This is a genomic window from Qipengyuania sp. SM2507 (assembly GCF_053714505.1).
The window spans coordinates 2,000,216-2,017,897 of the sequence record NZ_CM132307.1 but is presented as its reverse complement, the minus strand read 5'-3'; the positions used below and the strand labels follow the sequence as shown (position 1 = coordinate 2,017,897).

Genomic DNA, 17,682 nt, shown 5'->3' with positions numbered 1-17,682 from the left:
CAACCTCTCGCATGACCGTCGATCCGCTCGCCAATGCGCAAAGTCCGGTTCACGATGCCCGGGGCCGTTGCGATGCGGAGCCGATCCACATTCCCGGCTCGATCCAGCCGCACGGTGTCCTGCTGCTGTTCGATGCGGCATCCGGTGCACTCACCCACCGCGCGGGAGATTGCGAGCGCCTACTCAATCTCGAACCGGGCGAGTGCCCCAGAGCGTGCGACCTGCTGGGCATCTCCATCGACGATCTCATCGTCTCGTGCCTGCTCCATCTGAACGACGAACCGGTCTATGTCGCCCTCGTCAGGCCGCGCGACCGCAAGCCGCTGGCGATGATGGCGCATCGCACCGGGCGCTTCGTTGCGGTCGAGCTGTTCGAGGCCGAGCTCGAGGGTAGCGTTGCCTCGGCGCTGGACATGGCGGGCGCGATCTTCAACCGGATCAACGCCAGCCAGAGCCTCGCCGATGCTTGCGCCATCGCGGTCGATCAAGTGCGCGCCATCACCGGCTTCGACAGCGTGATGATCTATCGCTTCCAAGACGACGGCAGCGGCTCGGTGATCGCCGAATCCCGGATCGCGCAGGCGACGAAATATCTTGGGCACCGCTTCCCCGCGTCGGACATCCCGCGTCAGGCGCGCGAGCTGTTCCGCCGCAATCTCATTCGCATGACACCCGATGTGCATTACGAGCCCGCGCCGATCGAGCCGGTGCCAAGCGGCGCACCGATCGACATGACGCATTGTCTCCTGCGCTCGGTTGCCCCAATCCATATCGAATATATGAAGAACATGGGACTGGGCGCCTCCATGTCGATCTCGCTAATGGTCGAAGGCGAATTGTGGGGGCTGGTCATGTGCCACCACTATGAGCCGCGGTTGGTGCCAGTGGAGGCGCAATTGTTCTGTCGCCATGTCGCTACCTCGCTCTCGGCCTTCGTGCTCGCCTTCGAGCGCGCGGAGAACGCGCGCCTGGGGGCGATGCAGACCGCAGCGCTGGATTCGATCCTCAAGACCATGCGCACCAGCGAGGATCCCGAGCGCCGGCTCAGGACTTCCTGCGATGAGCTGAAGCGGCTGGTCGACTGCGGGGGCTTTGTCCTGGTGGGCGACGCCGGGCTGATCGCCGGAGCTGCCCGGTATCCGGAGGGCGAACAATTGTGCAAGTTGTCGTCCTTTGTCAGTTCACGCCTGCAGCGCCGCGAGAGCTACGCGACCGACCGGCTGGGCGAGGACTTCGCCGAGGGGGAAGCTATCGCTGCCGAGGCAAGCGGCGTGCTGGCGATCAGGCTCCAAGCTTCGCGCCCCCTGCTGGCAATGTGGCTGCGGCCAGAGCAGGTCGAGGAGATCGATTGGGCCGGGGATCCGCGCAAGGACGATGGGCTTCCCGGATCGCTGCAGCCGCTGTCGCCGCGCAATTCCTTCGCCACCTGGCGCGAGATCGTGAGGGGGCGATCGCGCCGATGGGCGCAACGCCAGATCGAGGCGGTCGAGCTGTTTCGCACCCGGGTGGGCTACGCCATGCAGCGCATTCGCCTCGAACGCGCCAATGCCGAGCTGGGCGAAGCCAATGCGCTGCTCGCCAGGCAGGCGACAACCGATCCGCTGACCGGACTAGCAAATCGCCGGTTGTTCGACGATTGCATGAGCAAGGAGTGGGCGCGGGCGGGGCGCGAGGACAGGCCGGTTGCGCTGATCGCGATCGATATCGACCATTTCAAGGAATACAACGACAGCTTCGGCCACCCGGCAGGCGACGAGTGCCTCAAACAGGTGGCGCATGCGATCGGCGGTACCTGTCGCGAGATCGATATCGCCGCACGGATGGGCGGCGAGGAGTTCGCGCTGCTGTTGCCCGGGATCGATGCGGCTGGCGCTGCCATCTTGGCGGAGCGTGTGCGGACCACCATCGAGCGTTTGGGCATCGAGCATCCGCATCCCGACCATAAGGTGTTAACCATCAGCCTTGGGGTGGCGGCGGCGTCCCCCACCGACTCCTGCGATGCGGCGGGATTGCAGGGCGCAGCAGACCGGGCGCTCTATCGAGCCAAGGCGAGCGGTCGCAACGGTATGGCGGTAAGCGACGAGGTCTAGCCTCCGCCGTCCGGTGGGTACAACCGGGCGCTGGGCACTTCTGCGCGCCGCGTGCGTTCGACGGGGTGGAGGAGCTTGCTGTGCCGATCACGATCAATTCCCGAGCCTACGACCTGCCCGAGGACAACAGGGTGACCCTGCTCGATTTCCTGCGCCACGATCTTGGGCTGACAGGCACCAAGAAGGGCTGCGACCATGGCCAGTGCGGCGCCTGTACGGTGCTGGTGGACGGCATGCGGATCAACAGCTGCCTGTCGCTTGCCGCGATGCACGACGGCGACCACGTCACCACCATCGAAGGTCTGGGCACGCCCGATGCGCCCTCCAAGCTGCAACAGGCTTTCGTCGACCATGATGGTTACCAGTGCGGCTATTGCACCCCGGGGCAGATCTGCTCGGCGACTGCGATGCTCCAGGAAATCGCCAGTGGCTGGCCGAGCGATGCCAGCGAGAGCCTCGAGGGCGCGGTCACCGCCACCGGCGCGGAAATCCGCGAGCGGATGAGTGGCAATCTGTGTCGCTGCGGCGCCTATGCGAATATCGTTGCCGCGATCGAGGATGTGGCAGCGCAGGAGGATGCGGCATGAAGCCCTTCGATTTCCAGCGCGCCGAGCGCCTCGAACACGCCGCCCAGCTTTGCGCCGACGAGGCCACTAAGCCCATCGCCGGTGGGACCAATCTGATCGATCTGATGAAGCTGCAGGTGGAAACCCCGCAGACATTGGTCGATATCCAGCGCCTGCCGCTTGGCCGGATCGATGATACCGACGATGGCGGCCTCAGGATCGGCGCGCTGGCGACCAACACCGCCACCGCGGTCCACGACCGGGTGCGCGGCGACTATCCGCTGCTCGCCCGCGCGATCCTGGCGGGCGCTAGCCAGCAATTGCGCAACAAGGCGACCACCGGAGGCAATCTGTGCCAGCGGACGCGGTGCTATTACTTCACGAACATCGATCAGCCCTGCAACAAGCGCGAGCCCGGCTCGGGCTGCGGCGCGCTGAAAGGTATTGCGCGGCTGCACGCGGTGCTCGGCACCAGCAGCGAGTGCATCGCCACCTATCCCGGCGACATGGCGGTGGCGATGACCGCGCTCGGTGCCACGGTCGAGATCGCCGATGCCAAGGGCAGGACCCGCAGCGTGTCGGTCCGCGACTTCCATTGCCTGCCGGGCGACACGCCGTGGCGCGACAATGTGCTGGAGGAGGGCGAGCTCATCACCGCGGTGATCCTGCCGCCCCCGATCGAGGGGCGCCAGCTCTACCGCAAGGTGCGCGAGCGCTCGTCCTATGCCTTCGCCATGGTTTCGGTCGCCGCCATCGTCGCGATCGAGAACGGGCGCTTCACCCGAGCCGATCTCGCTTTTGGCGGGCTGGCACACAAGCCGTGGCACGATCCGCGATTGTCCGAACTGCTGCTGGACAAGGAGCCGTCGGCAAAGCTGTTCGACGAAGTGGCCGATGTGCTGCTCGACAGCGCGGAAGGTTATGGCGAGAACGATTTCAAGATCCCGCTGGCCCGGCGCACGCTGGCCGCGGTGCTGGCCGAAGCGACGGGGATGGAACTGTGAGCGTGCACCTGAAACAGGACGAACCCGACACACGCAATGTGCTCGACGGCATGCATCAGGGTATCATCGGCAAGCCGCTGGCGCGCCCCGACGGGCTGGCCAAGGTCACGGGCACCGCACCCTATGCCGCTGAATATCCCGTCGCCGACTGCCTCGAAGGCGTGCTCGTAACCGCCCCCTTCACCAAGGGCGCAATTACCTCGTTCGACAAGGCCTCGGTGCTGGCGATGCCGGGCGTGCTCGCGGTGATCGACGACCAGCGGCTGACCGCCCGTGCGGCGCAGGGAACCGCGGGCGAAGCGCCCGCTCAGCCCGCGCGCGAGGTCGGCTATTTCGGCCAACCGATCGCACTGGTGGTGGCGGAAAGCTTCGAACAGGCGCGCGACGCGGCCAAGCATCTCAAATTCGAATACGACGCCGAGGATCTCGGCGATGTCCCGCTCGATCCCGAGACCGCGCAAACCGAGCCGCAGGACGGCGGCACGCGGCAGGGCGATCTTGCGCAGGCGATGAGCGATGCGGCGCACAGCGTCGATGTGACCTACACCACCGAAGGCCACAATTCGGCGGCGATGGAACCGCATGCGGCGATCGCGCAATGGGACGGAAAGAAGCTGACCGTCCACGCGTCGCTGCAGATGCTCAATTACAATATCGCCGAACTTGCCGATGCGCTGGGTCTCGAAGAAGATCGGGTGCGGTTGATTGCGCGCTATGTCGGCGGCGGCTTCGGGTCCAAGCTCGGCATCAGCGAGGAAACCGTTGCGGCTTCGGTCGCGGCGATGGAACTCAAGCGCCCGGTACGCGTGGTGCTCAGCCGCCAGCAGGTGTTCCAGACCATCATGCGCCGTTCGGAAACCAAGCAGCGTCTCCGCCTCGCCGCCGATAGCGAGGGACGCCTGACAGGCTTCGGCCACGAGGCGCGCGTATCGCAATTGCCGGGTGAGGATTTCGCCGAGCCGGTGCTGCAGTCGAGCGAGTTTCTCTATGCGGGCGAGAACCGCCTGCTCCAGCTCGAGGTCGCGCGCATCCACCGGATGACCGCGGGCTCGGTCCGTGCGCCGGGCGAGGCAGTGGGCATGCCCGCGCTCGAATCGGTGATGGACATGCTGGCCGAGCAGGTCGGGATCGATCCGGTCGAACTGCGGCTGCGCAACATCCCCGAGAACCACCCCGTCGAAGGCTTGCCCTATTCCTCGCGCAAACTGGCCGAATGTCTCGAGCAGGGGGCCAAGGCCTTCGGCTGGGACAGCGGGCCGCGCACACCCCGCCAGCAGCGCGAGGGCGAATGGTGGATCGGCACCGGGATGGCCAGCGCGGCACGGGTGCACAACGTCTCCGAAGCGCGCGCGCGCGTTACGCTCAAGCCGGATGGCACCGCGCATGTCGAGACCGACATGACCGATATCGGCACCGGCACCTATTCGATCGTCGGCCAGGTCGCGGGCGAGATGCTCGGCCTGCCGATGGACCGGGTGCTGGTCGAACTGGGCGACACCGATTTCCCCCGCGGGCCCGGCTCGGGCGGCAGCTGGGGCGCGGCCTCGATCTGCTCGGCGGTGTTCGTCGCCTGCGAGGAGCTGCGCGCGACGCTGGCCAAAAAGGCCGGCGTTGCGGTCGAGGAGCTGAAGCTCAAGGATGGCGCCGTGGTCGGCGGGGCATCGCTGGTCGAGCTGCTCGACGGCGAGGAGCTCTCGGTCGAGGGTCATTACGAGCCCGGCGATATCGAGGACGATTACACCGCCTCGGGATATGGCGCATTTTTCGCGCAAGTGCGGGTCAACCAGTTCACCGGCGAAACGCGGGTCGACCGCATGCTCGGCGCCTTCGGCTTCGGCCGGGTGCTCAACGCCAAGACCGCACGCTCGCAATGCCTGGGCGGGATCGTCTGGAGCATCGGCACCGCGCTGACCGAATCGCTGCTGTTCGATCCGGTCGACGGCCATGTGGTCAATTGCGACCTCGCGGAATACCACGTGCCCGTCCACCGCGACGTTCCCGAGCTGGAGGTAATCATGGTCGAGGAACGCGACCCAGCGGCCAGCCCGATCCAGGCCAAGGGGATCGGCGAGCTGGGGATGTGCGGCGGCGCGGCGGCGATCGGCAATGCGATCTACAACGCCTGCGGTGCGCGGGTGATGAGTTTTCCGATGACCCCCGATCGGGTAATGGCGGCGACGCCCGATTGACGATGCTAAGGACGGACAATCTCGCCGTTCTCGACGAGGACCACGCCGCGCTGGCCGTCGCCTGCAAGCCTGGAGTGGCGCTCTGCACCATCGTCGGGATCGAGGGCAGCTTCTCGCGCCGGATCGGCGCCCAGTTGGCGGTGCTGCCCGATGGCGAAGTGGTGGGCGATCTCGCCGATGGTTGTCTCGAAAGCCAGCTCGCCGCCGATGCGCGCGATTGCAACGGGCCGGTGGTCCGGCGCTACGGTCGCGGCTCGGATGCGATCGATTTCCGCCTTCCTTGCGGCGGGGGGCTGGACATTCTGCTCGATCCCGCGCCCGACAGGAGCGCCTGCCGCGAGGCACTGGCGCACCTGCAGGCGCGCCGGCCTGCCGAACTGAAGCTGCCGGAAAACGCGAAACTGCGCCACCGCCAATACATCCCCGCGTTGCGCTTGCGCGCCTATGGCGAGGGCCCCGAACTGACGGCACTGGCCCGGCTGGCGCGCGCAGCGGGTCTCGCTATCGAGACGATCGACAAGCGCAAGCTGACACTAGGCCAAGCACCCGGGTTCGCTCACGCAGATCGCTGGACCGCTGAAATTCTGCTGTTCCACGATCACGAATGGGAGACCGTTTTAATCGAAGAAGCGCTGGCGGGCGAGGCCTTCTACATCGGCGCGCAGGGCGGAGAGAATGCGCGCAATCAGCGCACAATGGCGCTGCTCGCGCGCGGCGCGCGCGAAGAGGACATCGCCCGGTTGCGCAGCCCGATCGGGCTGCTCCCCGCCTGCCGGACACCGCAAGCACTGGCTTTGTCGACGCTGGCCGAGGTGATCGGCCTCTATGACCGCCTGCGCTGAGCCGCTCGACCCGTCGATTGCGGTCGCACTGCTGGCTGCCGGTCGCGGGGAGAGGTTCACGGGCGACAAGCTGGCGTCCGAGCTCGGCCAGCGGCCGCTTTGGCAATGGGCCGCCGAAGCTGCGGTCCGCGCGGGTTTCGTGACCCGCTTCGTCGTGGCGAGCGAGCATTCGGCGCAGCTTTTCTCCGGGGTTTCATGGCAAATTAGCGTGAACGCGAGCGCAAGCGAAGGGCTGGCCAGTTCGATCCGCTGCGCGGCGCAAGCGGCGAAGGATTGTTCGAGGCTTGTTCTCCTGCTCGCCGACATGCCCTTCGTCGAAGCCGGGCATCTGCGCAGCCTCGCGCTGGGCGAAGGCGCGCTGTTCACCCGCTACCCCGATGGCCGACAAGGCAATCCTGCAGCGTTTCCCGCCGCGATGTTCGCGCGTCTTGGCAGCCTGCACGGCGACCGGGGAGCAAGTGCGCATGACTGGAGCGACAGCGCGGACGCCCTGTCGCCGGTCTCGCCCGCCAGCCTGTTCGATATCGACACCGCCGCAGACCTTGCGCTTGCCGAAGCCCGACTGCCTGTCGACCTCTGACGCGCCCCACTGGTGCAGCGACAATTCCTCGTCCATGTGGGCCGCGTCGCTCGGACTGCGATCAATAGCCGAGGAATGCGAATGGGCAGACTGTCCGGAATTACCGTCGTCGATCTGACGCAATTTCTTCCCGGTCCGATGATGACCGTGATGATGGCCGATCACGGCGCGCGGGTGATCAAGATCGAACCGCTGGCGGGCGATCCGGCGCGCGATCAGGGGCCATTCGAGGCGGAGCACTCGGTCTGGTTCGCCAATTGCAACCGCGGCAAGGAAAGCCGCGCGCTCGACCTCAAGAGCGATGCGGGCAAGGCCGAACTGGCCGAGTTGTGCCGCGAGGCGGATGTCTTCGTCGAGGGCTTCCGGCCCGGGGTGATGGCGCGGCTGGGGTTCGACTACGAAGCGGTGCGCGCGCTCAATCCGGCCATCGTCTATTGTTCCATCACCGCTTTCGGGCAGGACGGCGCGCTGGCGCAGCACCCCGCGCACGACATGGCGGTGCAGGCGCTGGCGGGATTCCTCGCGGTCAACGACGGCCCCGACGGCGCGCCGGTGGTGCCTGGGGTGGCGAGTTCGGACATGGCGGCGGGGCTGACTGCGCTCTCGGCGGTGCTGATGGCTTTGCTCGGGCGCGGGCGCAGCGGCGAGGGCGCCTATATCGACTGCGCCATGTTCGACAGCCTGATGCCTTGGTGCGCGCACACCGCCGGCAGCGCCATCGCGGGCGGCGATAGTCCGCGCTCGGCGAGCCAGCGTTCGCTCGGCGGCGCGGCGTTCTACCAGGTGTATCGCACCGCCGATGCGCGCCATGTCGCGCTGGGCGGCCGCGAGATCAAGTTCGCGAAAGTGCTGCTGGCAGCGCTGGGGCGCGAAGATATGCTGCCTTATGCAGAGGCCCCGGCGGGCGAGCAGGAGCCGCTCATCGCCATGCTGCGCGAGACTTTCGCCGGCAGGACACGCGACGAGTGGGTGGCATGGTTCGCGGACAAGGACGTCGCCTTCGCCCCGGTACTGGATTTTCGCGAAGCGCTCGACCAGCCGCATATCGCGGAGCGCGGACTGCTGGTGGAGGCTGACGGCGGCGCGCATCACATCGCGCCGCCGATCCGTTTTGCAGGGGAACAGTGGGAGCCGGGCGCGGTGCCAGAGCTCCCGACAGTTACTCGCTAGAAACGTCGATCAGTCGACGAAATCCTCGACCCGCTCGATCACGATCGCCGGGGCCATGCCGCCCGCAGCGCACATGGTGACGAGGCCGTAGCGCTTGTTCTGCCGCTCCAGTTCGTCGATCATCGTGCCGATCAGGATCGATCCGGTCGCGCCGATCGGATGACCCAGCGCGATCGAGCCGCCGTTGACATTGACCTTGTCCCAGTCGAGCCCGAGATCGCGCACGAACTTGGCTGCGACCACGGCGAAAGCCTCGTTGATCTCGAACAGGTCGATGTCGTCCACGGTCAGCCCGGCTTTCTCGAGCACCTTCCTGGCCGCAGGGACCGGGGCGTTGAGCATCAGCGTGGGATCATCGCCCATATTCGCGGTGGCGACGATGCGCGCGCGGGGCTTGAGGCCGTGCTTTTGCGCATAGGCCTTGCTTGTGACCAGCACCGCTGCGGCGCCATCGACCACGCCCGAGCTGTTGCCGGCATGGTGGAAATGCTCGATCTCGAGATCGGGATATTTGCGGTTGATCAGCCCGCGGAAGGTGGTGCCGTTCTGGTCGAGTGGGACATCGGCGATCTTGGTGAAGGCCGGCTCGAGCTCGGCCAGTCCTTCGCGAGTCGTCTGCGGGCGGGGGAATTCTTCCTGGTCGAGCAGTACCTTGCCCTCGTCGTCCACTACGGGGACGAGCGACTTGGCGAAGCGACCCTCGGCAATCGCCTGCGCGGCGCGCTGCTGGCTGCGATAGCCGACCTCGTCGAGCTCCACGCGGGTAAAACCTTCCTTGGTGGCGATGGCATCGCCGCAGACGCCCTGGTGGCTCTGCGGGTGCGACTGCTGCAGCCGCTCGTTGTAGCTGCCCATCATCGGCGGCTTCATGCCTGCGGCCATCTTGTCGCGCGCCAGTTGCCCGGTGAGGCTCATCATCTCGGTGCCCCCCGCGACGATGCAATCCTCCATCCCGCTCATGACCTGCGCCGCGGCGAGATTGACGCTGGTGATGCCGCCGCCGCAGAAGCGGTCGAGCGTGGTGCCCGAGCTGGTGACGTCGTAGCCGGCGTCGAGCGCGGCCATCCGCCCCATGTCGCCGCCCTGCGCCCCGTCCTGCGTGCTGACCGACCAGATCACGTCGTCGACGGTGGCGGTGTCGAGCTTGTTGCGCGACGCGATGGCTTTCAGGACGGTGGCGGCAAGGTGCTGCGGATGCTGGTCGGCAAGCGCGCCCTTGCCCTGTTTTCCGATCCCGCGCGGGGTGCGGACGGCGTCGATGATATAGGCTTCAGACATGCAGTGTTCTCCTCTCCGGTACCGCCTCTTGCGGCGATTGCCGGTTGACGTAGGCGTAAGCCTGCCGCAGCTAGGGCGCAAGACCAGTTTCACATTGCAATGGGAGATGAGCCTGTGAGCGAAGAAGTCCTGACCCAGGTCGAAGACGGCATTCTGATCGTCACGATCAACCGCCCCGAAGCCAGGAACGCCATGAACAAGGCCGCAGCCGAGGGCATCGCTGCGGCGATGGACCGGCTCGACGAGGACGACGATCTGCGCGTCGCGATCCTCACCGGCGCGGGCGGGACCTTCTGCTCCGGGATGGATCTCAAGGGCTTCCTGCGCGGAGAATCGCCCAGCATCGAGGGCCGCGGGTTCGGCGGCATTACCCAGCAGGGTCCGTCCAAGCCGCTGATCGCCGCGGTCGAGGGCTATGCGCTGGCGGGCGGCATGGAGCTGATGATCTCCTGCGATCTCGTGGTCGCCAACAAGGACGCCAAATTCGGTATCCCCGAAGCCAAGCGCGGCCTCGCCGCTGCGGCGGGCGGGCTGATGAAACTGCCCGATCTGATCCCGCCCAAGATCGCCATGGAGCTGGCGCTGACCGGCGATTTCATCGACGCGACCCGCGCCTACGAGCTTGGGCTGGTCAACCGGGTGGTCGAGGGTTCGGCGCTCGATGCGGCCAAGGAACTGGCGGCCAGGATCAACGAGAACGGCCCGCTGGCGGTGCGCGTTTCCAAGCAGATCGTCGACCAGTCGCGCGGCTGGAGCCTGGAAGAACGCTGGGACGAGCAGGCCAAGCTGCTGCCCAAGGTCTTCATGAGCGAGGACGCCCGCGAAGGCGCGGCCGCCTTCGCCGAAAAGCGCAAGCCGAACTGGAAGGGCAAGTAAGCGCGCATCACAAGCGCGCGACTGCCCTTCTGAACACCCCTTTGAGAGAGGATTACAACCCAATGCCCGTCATCGACATTCCGCCGCCCGCATTCATGGAAGACGAGGAAATTTCGATCTTCGCCGATGCCGTCGGCAAGTTCTACGAGAAGCACGCTCCCGAAAAGCGCGTCGCCAAATGGCGCGAGGACGGCCAGGTCGAGCGCGAGTTCTGGAACGAGGCCGGTGAGGCCGGCCTGCTCGGCGTCTCGGTGCCCGAGGAATACGGCGGCCATGGCGGCGATTTCCGCCACGACATGGTGGTCATCGACCAGCAGGGCAAACACAATGTCGACGGCTTTGCCGCCAGCCTGCACAACACCGTGATCCTGCCCTATCTGGTCCGCCACGGGACCGAGGAGCAGAAGAAGCGCTACCTGCCCAAGCTGGTCAGCGGCGAGCTGGTGAGCGCCATCGCCATGACCGAGCCGGGGGTCGGCTCGGATCTGCAGAGCATCACCACCACTGCGCTGAAAGATGGCAATGGCTATCGCCTCAACGGCGCCAAGACCTATATCTCCAACGGCCAGATCGCCGATTTCATCATCGTCGTCGCCAAGACCGATCCCAAGGAACGCGCCAAGGGCATCTCGCTGCTGCTGTTCGAGACCGAGGGGGCCGAGGGTTTCCAGCGCGGCAAGAAGCTCGACAAGATCGGGCTCGATGCGCAGGACACTTCCGAACTGTTCTTCGACGATGTCTTCGTTCCGGCCGAGAACGTGCTCGGCGGGGTCGAGGGCAAGGGCTTCTACCAGCTGATGGGCGAACTGCCGCAGGAACGCCTGATCATCGCCATGGGCGCGATCAGCGGGATCGAGCGCGCGCTCGATGTGACGGTCGAATTCGTCAAGGAGCGCAAGGCGTTCGGCCAGACGGTGTGGGACTTCCAGAACACGCAGTTCGTGCTCGCCGACCTCAAGGCGAAGGGCACCGCGGCGCGGGTCTTCGTCAACGACTGCATCTCCAAGCATCTCGAGGGCAAGCTCGATGTGCCCACCGCCTGCATGGCCAAATACTGGGTCACCGAGCTGCAGAGCGAGGTGGTCGACAAATGCCTCCAGCTGCATGGCGGCTCGGGCTATATCAACGACTACCCGATCGCGCGGATGTATCGCGACAGCCGGATCACGCGGATTTTCGGCGGATCGAACGAGATCATGCGGATGGTGATCGCCCGCTCGATGTAATTTCGGACTGCCCGTTGCCTCCAATACACGGCCGCCGGACAGCAATTCGGCGGCCGTTTTGCGTCCAGTACGCCTGATTCGGGCGAGTTGGTTGATGAAACACATCCCCCTGCGCTCCCGGATGAGCTCACGAGGATCCCCGGGGATCGATTGACGGTAAGAAAGAACCGGAGCGAGGCTAGCGAGGCGAGTTCGTGTAGGAAAATGAAAGTTTTCCGGAGGTCCCTCATGGTTTTCGCCCCGGGTCCCGCTGCCTTCCCCGCAATGAGGAGAGCAGGACCCTGCATCGAGCCCGGGAAGACGAGATGGCAGGTTGCCACCTCTATTTCGGATGTTTTCCTCAGCGGAAACTCACCGGAAGCGAGACTGGCTGCTTGTTGGGATCCTGTGCCAAAAGCTGTCTAGCAGCTAACGACCCACTTGCTGACGTTGCGGGTATGCTCTTAGCGCGTCGGCTTCCACCATGCATGCGCGACCATGATCCAGCCCGCGACAAATGCCGCGATTCCAACCCAACCTGCGGCGAAGGGTAATGAGGGCGCGCAGTAGTCGAAGCAGGCTTGGTTTGGCCCGACCACTGGCTCGACTCCGAAAAAATCGGTGAACTGATTCCAATATTGCTGCCCCATAACCGCCGCGAAGATGTAGAGGTTAACGATCCAAGCTTGGATTATGCCCGCGACAAGTGCGACCAAGAAAAGCAGCATTGCAATGAGAAGCCGACGGTCGCGCCGCATATCCTATCTACCCCGCATAGCGACGGGTCAGGCTAGTCTACACAATGTCCGCTTTCCACCCCAAAAACCGCCACCCGACCTTTGACCACCACAGCCCGGAACCGGTCCTTTACGGGATGGTCCCCAATGCTGTTGGGCAATTGATCGCCAGTTCTCGGCGCTCGGTCCCCCTCAGACTTCGACCACCTTCTGTTCGATCGCGCCGAAGATCGAGTGGCCGTCCTTGTCCTTCATCTCGAGCCGGACGGTGTCGCCCGCCTGCATGAAGCGGGTTTTCGCTTCGCCTTCGTAGATCGTCTCGATCATGCGGATTTCGGCGATGCAGCTGTAGCCGCGCCCGCCCTCGGAGACCGGCTTGCCCGGGCCGCCATCCTCGCCCTTGTTCGAGATCGTGCCCGAACCGATGATGCAGCCCGCGCCCAGCGGGCGGGTTTTCGCGGCGTGGGCGACCAGATCGGCGAGGGTGAAGGTCGCGTCCTGGCCCACGTCTGCGCGGCCGAACGGCTCGCCATTGTAGTCGACGGCCAGCGGCAGATGGATCACGCTGCCGCGCCAGGCATCGCCGAGTTCGTCGGGGGTGACGCAGACCGGCGAGAACGCGCTCGAGGGTTTGGACTGGAAGAATCCGAAGCCCTTGGCGAGCTCGCCCGGGATCAGACCCCGCAAGCTCACGTCGTTGACCAGCATCACCAGCTTGATGTGGCCCGCCGCATCCGCCTTGCTCACGCCCATCGGGACATCGTCGGTGATGCAGGCAATCTCGCCCTCCATGTCACAGCCCCAGGCGGGGTCGCCCAGCGGGATATCGGCGCGCGGGGGCAGGAAGCTGTCGCTGCCGCCCTGATACATCAGCGGGTCGTGATAGAAGCTCTCGGGCACCTCGGCGTCGCGCGCCTTGCGGACCAGTTCGACGTGGTTGATGTAGGCCGACCCGTCGGCCCATTGATAGGCGCGCGGCAGCGGCGAATGCGCCTCGCGTTCGTGGAAGCGCTCGCAGGGCACGGTCTGGTGTTCGACATCGGTGTAGAGGTTCTGCAGTTTCGGCGCGCAATTGGCCCAGTCGTCGAGCGCGGCCTGCAGCGTGGGCGCGATGTTGTCGGCCGGGCAATAGCGGGTGAGGTCTTTCGAGACGACGACCAGTTTCCCGTCGCGGGTTCCGTCGTTCAGGGTGGCGAGTTTCATCTCAATTCCTCTCGGGTCGAATGGGGATCAGGCTTTGTCTGGGCTGTCGGACTGGGCGTCGGGATGCGCCCGCTGGAATTGGGGCAACGCGAGACAGGCGCGTTCTATCCGCGCGATGTGCGGCTTGTCGCCGAAATCGAAGTCGAAGCGCTGCGCGTTGTAGACCTGCGGCAGCAGGATGGCTTCGAAGAAGCCCGGCGCCCCGAACAGGTAATCGCCGGTGCCGAGCTGCGCCAGCCGCGCCTCGACCGGCTCGAGCGTGCGCGCCAGCCAGTGGCGGTACCAGGTCTCGATCTCGGCCTGGTCGTGACCGAGCGGGTCCTTGAGATATTTGAGCACCGGCAGGTTGAGCGGGGCGTGGAGCTCGGTGGCGATGGCATATCCGAGCTCGCGCACGGTGTAGCGCTGTTCCAGATCGGCGGGCAGCAGCGGGTGCTCAGGGTAAGCCTCGTCGAGCCATTCCATCAGCGCCACCGACTGCACCCGGTCGCGGCCATCGGCTTCCAGCAGAGGCACGCTGCCGAAAGGGTTTCGGCTGGTGAAGGCCGGGTCCTTCTGCTCCGACTGGAGCAGGTTTACCGGAATGTTCTCATAAGCGATGCCCTTGAGCTCGAGCGCGATGCGCAGGCGGTAGCTGGTCGAGCTGCGGTAGTATCCGTGCAGTTTCATGGCCGTCCCCTCAGCCAAAGGCGGCGATTCCGGTCACGGCACGGCCCAGGATCAGCGCATGGACATCGGCGGTGCCTTCGTAGGTGTTGACCGTCTCGAGGTTCACCATGTGGCGGATGACCTGATATTCCTCGGAAATCCCGTTGCCGCCGTGCATGTCGCGCGCGACGCGGGCGATATCGAGCGCCTTGCCGACATTGTTGCGTTTGACGATCGAGATCATCTCGGGGGCGAACCTGCCCTCGTCCATCAGCCGCCCGACGCGCAGGGACGCCTGCAGCGCCATGGCGATGTCGGTCATCATGTCGGCGTATTTCTTCTGGAACAGCTGCGTCGCGGCGAGCGGGCGGTCGAACTGGTGGCGGTCGAGCCCGTATTGCCGCGCGGCGTGGAAGCAGAATTCCGCCGCGCCCATCGCGCCCCAGCTGATGCCGTAGCGCGCGCGGTTGAGACAGCCGAACGGACCCTTGAGCCCCTGGACATCGGGCAGCAGCGCGTCGGCGCCGACATGCACGTCGTCCATCACGATCATGCCCGTCGTGCTGGCGCGCAGGGATATCTTGCCCTCGATCTTGGGCGCGGAAAGCCCCTCGCTGCCCTTGTCGAGCACGAAGCCGCGAATGCCGCCGCCGTGCGCCTCGCTCTTGGCCCAGACCACGAAGACATCGGCGAAGGGCGAGTTGGAAATCCAGGTCTTCGACCCGTTGAGCACATAACCGTCGCCGTCCTTTTTCGCGACGGTCTTCATGCCCGAGGGGTCCGAGCCGGCATCGGGTTCGGTGAGGCCGAAACAGCCGATCAGCTCGCCGCTGGCAAGGCCGGGGAGGTATTTGCGGCGTTGCTCTTCCGAGCCATAGGCATGGATCGGATACATCACGAGGCTCGACTGGACGCTGGCCATCGAGCGATAGCCGCTGTCGACCCGCTCGATCTCGCGCGCGATCAGCCCGTAGGCGACATAGCCCGCGCCCGCGCCGCCATATTCCTCGGGGATGGTGGCGCCGAGCAGCCCGGCTTGGCCCATCAGCGGGAACAGCTCGGGCGCGTCGATCTCTTTGGAGAAAGCCTCGATCACGCGCGGTTGCAGTTCGGACTGGGCGAAACCGCGCGCGGCGTCGCGGATCATCCGCTCCTCTTCAGTGAGCTGGTCGTCGATCTGGAAGGGGTCGTCCCAGGCGAAGGGCGCCATGCCGGCCATGTGTTCTCCTTTGGTAGCGGTAGGAGCGATGGCAGGCTTGCCGCGCAGCATCAAGAGGGCGCGCGCTGTTCCGGGGTTGCGTCGGGCCTGCGCAGCGGCGCGCGGCCGGTTGTCAGTCGGCGAGCGCCTGCCTCACCGACTGGATGATATCGGCAGGGGGGCAGGGCTTGGACAGCGAAGTCGAGCCGGGGAAGCGCTTGTGCACCTCGTCGGGCTGGTAATTGCCCGAGTGGAAGATCACCGGGATGTTCTCCGCCATCAGCTGCTCCGCCAGGGGGAAAACATTGCCGTCGCTCAACTGGACATCGAGAATGGCGAGATCGGGTTTGTGCTTCTGATAGGAAAGCATGGCGGAGGAGATGTCGACGAAGGGGCCTTCGACCGTATAACCGGCCTCTTCGACCGTATCGCGAAGATCCCAGCCGATCATCGATTCATCTTCGGCGACAAGTATTGTCGGCTGTCGCATGAGCGTCCTTTCCGAACTGGCGCGAACCCTTTCGAAATCAATGCTTGAAAGCGGGTCGGGTTCCTTCGGGCCGGTGCGCGTCAGTCGAGCCTGCCGAAGCGGGTCTCGTATCCGGCGGTATCGCCATTGGCGAGGAAGCGGGCCTGTTCGACCCAATTGTCGCGGCGGATGCGGCCCTGGAAGCGGCCCAGTTCGGCGTCCACGCGGTCGAGCGCGGCCTCGTCCCACGCAGCGATCTGGGCAAAGCCGGTCACGCCGAGTTCGCCCAGACGGGTCGCGAGCTTGGGCCCGACGCCCTTGATGCGGGTGAGGTCGTCGCTGGTTGCCTGGGTTGATCCGGAGGCGTCCGCGGCGCCCGTGCCCGCCAAGTCCGCGGGCGTTGGCGGAACCACCGGCTGCGGCGCCTCGACCCGCTCGGCCGGCTTGATCTCGGGGGACGCCGGGGATGCCGGCCGCGCCGGAGCGACGGTTTCGGGAGGGACGGTTTCGGGAGGGACGGCGGCGACCTGTCCGGAATCGATCAGCGCCTGATTGCGCGCGGCGGGCGAGGCACCTTCGTCGAGCACATCGCCGGTGTCGCCCGTGACCCGTGTCCGGCGGTTGGCCTTGAACAGGAAGAAGGCGAGCGCCAGTCCGATCAGGAAGGCGACCAGCAGCAGCGGCCAATTGGCTTCGATCAATTCCATCACAGGTCGTCTCCTTCTTGTGGGTCCACGCTCGGCTCGGCGGCGCTGTTCCAGATCATCCAGCCCAGCAGCACGCCGGCGCCATAGGCAACCAGCATCAGCACGGTGACCTCGAACCAGATCGGCATGTCAGCGCGCTCCCGGGGTGTCGACGGGGGTGGGCACGAGCGGTTCGGTCGCGATGACGGAAAATTCGATCCGGCGATTGGCGGGGTCGCTGGGTGCCAGCCCCTCGACCGGCTCGCGCGAGCCGTAGCCGCGCGCGCGCAAGCCGTCGCGGGGGATGCCGCGGCGGATCAGCGCCTCGCGGACCGCCACCGCGCGCTCCTGGCTGAGTTCCAGATTGCCCGGCTCGGGCCCCGAATTGTCGGTGTGTCCGCTGACCGCGATGATCGAACCCAGGCAGGGCTGTAGCGCCTCGGCAACCTCGTCGAGCAGCACCTGGCTCGCGCGCACCAGCGCGGAGGAGCCGCCTTCGAACCGGATCGTGCGCGAGCGCAGCAAGCCCTCGACATCCTCCTGGCAGTGGAGCGGGGTGTATTGCGGGGCTTCGGCCTGCGCGGCGGCGCTGCCATCGGCCCAGAACACGCCGCCGACCCCCGGGACCCGCGCCACCGCCCGCGCCACCCGCGCGCGGGTCGCCTCGTCGAGCGTCTCGGCATTTTCCAGAATCAGGTGGCGGGTGGGCGATGCCGCCGCATTGGTCATCCGCGCGCGCACCGGTGCGCCGCGGGCCTCGGCGATGGTCTGCGCCACCACCGGCTGCTTGGCGGCGAGAAACGCTTCGCCATGGCGCGCACCGCCCCAATAACCGAGCGCCGCGACAAGCGCGGCGCCGGCGAGCAGGACGATGGGCGTACGCTTGGCCATGGCGCCGCTCTAAAGACCGCCACGCCGAAGCGGAAGGGTTGATGCTGCGC

General features: G+C 66.0%; 18 protein-coding genes. 9 read left to right on the top strand and 9 right to left on the bottom strand.

The genetic code is table 11. The annotated features are described in order from the left end of the window. Nucleotides 1-11: 11 nt before the first annotated feature. The 7 genes from ACWIKC_RS09850 (at nucleotide 12) to ACWIKC_RS09820 (ending at nucleotide 8,441) form a co-directional block, all read left to right on the top strand. Nucleotides 12-2,090, top strand: coding sequence for a diguanylate cyclase (locus ACWIKC_RS09850; RefSeq protein ID WP_454597328.1), 2,079 nt, complete (start codon nucleotides 12-14; stop codon nucleotides 2,088-2,090). 80 nt (nucleotides 2,091-2,170) lie between these two features. Continuing rightward, a complete protein-coding gene (locus tag ACWIKC_RS09845) occupies nucleotides 2,171-2,677 on the top strand; it encodes a 2Fe-2S iron-sulfur cluster-binding protein (RefSeq protein ID WP_454597327.1) in 507 nt (168 codons plus the stop codon). Further along, nucleotides 2,674-3,660 carry an FAD binding domain-containing protein gene (locus tag ACWIKC_RS09840; RefSeq protein WP_454597326.1) on the top strand — a complete coding sequence of 329 codons (987 nt, stop codon included), beginning with the start codon at nucleotides 2,674-2,676 and terminating at the stop codon, nucleotides 3,658-3,660. Before ACWIKC_RS09845 ends, ACWIKC_RS09840 begins: the two co-directional genes overlap by 4 nt. Continuing rightward, on the top strand, nucleotides 3,657-5,849 hold the full coding sequence (locus ACWIKC_RS09835) for a xanthine dehydrogenase family protein molybdopterin-binding subunit (protein WP_454597325.1): 2,193 nt from the start codon (nucleotides 3,657-3,659) through the stop codon (nucleotides 5,847-5,849). Before ACWIKC_RS09840 ends, ACWIKC_RS09835 begins: the two co-directional genes overlap by 4 nt. Before the next feature lie 2 nt (nucleotides 5,850-5,851). After that, nucleotides 5,852-6,691, top strand: a complete 840-nt coding sequence (locus tag ACWIKC_RS09830; protein ID WP_454599481.1) for an XdhC family protein — start codon at nucleotides 5,852-5,854, stop codon at nucleotides 6,689-6,691. Next, nucleotides 6,675-7,271, top strand: a complete 597-nt coding sequence (locus ACWIKC_RS09825; RefSeq protein WP_454597324.1) for a nucleotidyltransferase family protein — start codon at nucleotides 6,675-6,677, stop codon at nucleotides 7,269-7,271. Before ACWIKC_RS09830 ends, ACWIKC_RS09825 begins: the two co-directional genes overlap by 17 nt. Nucleotides 7,272-7,352: 81 nt before the next feature. Continuing rightward, complete coding sequence (locus ACWIKC_RS09820) at nucleotides 7,353-8,441, top strand: CaiB/BaiF CoA transferase family protein (RefSeq protein ID WP_454597323.1); 1,089 nt, start codon at nucleotides 7,353-7,355, stop codon at nucleotides 8,439-8,441. Nucleotides 8,442-8,450: 9 nt separating this feature from the next. Here ACWIKC_RS09820 and ACWIKC_RS09815 read toward each other — a convergent pair whose 3' ends face one another. Further along, complete coding sequence (locus ACWIKC_RS09815; RefSeq protein ID WP_454597322.1) at nucleotides 8,451-9,719, bottom strand: acetyl-CoA C-acetyltransferase; 1,269 nt, start codon at nucleotides 9,717-9,719, stop codon at nucleotides 8,451-8,453. A gap of 114 nt (nucleotides 9,720-9,833) precedes the next feature. On the opposite strand from ACWIKC_RS09815, the gene ACWIKC_RS09810 reads away from it, so the two are divergent. Continuing rightward, a complete protein-coding gene (locus tag ACWIKC_RS09810) occupies nucleotides 9,834-10,595 on the top strand; it encodes a crotonase/enoyl-CoA hydratase family protein (RefSeq protein ID WP_454597321.1) in 762 nt (253 codons plus the stop codon). A gap of 62 nt (nucleotides 10,596-10,657) precedes the next feature. Next, a complete protein-coding gene (locus ACWIKC_RS09805; protein WP_454597320.1) occupies nucleotides 10,658-11,821 on the top strand; it encodes an acyl-CoA dehydrogenase family protein in 1,164 nt (387 codons plus the stop codon). Nucleotides 11,822-12,264: 443 nt separating this feature from the next. Here the strand turns inward: ACWIKC_RS09805 and ACWIKC_RS09800 are convergent, their stop codons facing one another. The 8 genes from ACWIKC_RS09800 to ACWIKC_RS09765 all read right to left on the bottom strand — a co-directional run bounded on the left by ACWIKC_RS09800 (nucleotide 12,265) and on the right by ACWIKC_RS09765 (nucleotide 17,632). Beyond that, the gene (locus tag ACWIKC_RS09800) at nucleotides 12,265-12,528 is read right to left on the bottom strand and encodes a hypothetical protein (protein WP_454597319.1); all 264 of its coding nucleotides are present in this window, start codon (nucleotides 12,526-12,528) and stop codon (nucleotides 12,265-12,267) included. Between the two features lie 201 nt (nucleotides 12,529-12,729). After that, complete coding sequence (locus ACWIKC_RS09795) at nucleotides 12,730-13,740, bottom strand: fumarylacetoacetate hydrolase family protein (protein ID WP_454597318.1); 1,011 nt, start codon at nucleotides 13,738-13,740, stop codon at nucleotides 12,730-12,732. A 27-nt stretch (nucleotides 13,741-13,767) separates the two neighbouring features. Beyond that, the gene (gene maiA / locus ACWIKC_RS09790) at nucleotides 13,768-14,409 is read right to left on the bottom strand and encodes a maleylacetoacetate isomerase (protein WP_454597317.1); all 642 of its coding nucleotides are present in this window, start codon (nucleotides 14,407-14,409) and stop codon (nucleotides 13,768-13,770) included. Nucleotides 14,410-14,419: 10 nt separating this feature from the next. Then, on the bottom strand, nucleotides 14,420-15,598 hold the full coding sequence (locus tag ACWIKC_RS09785) for an acyl-CoA dehydrogenase (protein WP_454599480.1): 1,179 nt from the start codon (nucleotides 15,596-15,598) through the stop codon (nucleotides 14,420-14,422). Nucleotides 15,599-15,719: 121 nt separating this feature from the next. Next, entirely contained in the window at nucleotides 15,720-16,076 is a 357-nt protein-coding gene (locus ACWIKC_RS09780) for a response regulator (protein WP_454597316.1), read from the bottom strand. Nucleotides 16,077-16,156: 80 nt separating this feature from the next. Next, entirely contained in the window at nucleotides 16,157-16,762 is a 606-nt protein-coding gene (locus ACWIKC_RS09775; RefSeq protein ID WP_454597315.1) for a hypothetical protein, read from the bottom strand. Beyond that, nucleotides 16,762-16,890 carry a hypothetical protein gene (locus ACWIKC_RS09770; RefSeq protein ID WP_454597314.1) on the bottom strand — a complete coding sequence of 43 codons (129 nt, stop codon included), beginning with the start codon at nucleotides 16,888-16,890 and terminating at the stop codon, nucleotides 16,762-16,764. The genes ACWIKC_RS09775 and ACWIKC_RS09770 overlap by 1 nt, the downstream gene beginning before the upstream one ends. Nucleotide 16,891: 1 nt before the next feature. Further along, nucleotides 16,892-17,632, bottom strand: a complete 741-nt coding sequence (locus tag ACWIKC_RS09765; RefSeq protein ID WP_454597313.1) for an OmpA family protein — start codon at nucleotides 17,630-17,632, stop codon at nucleotides 16,892-16,894. Between the last annotated feature and the right edge of the window lie 50 nt (nucleotides 17,633-17,682).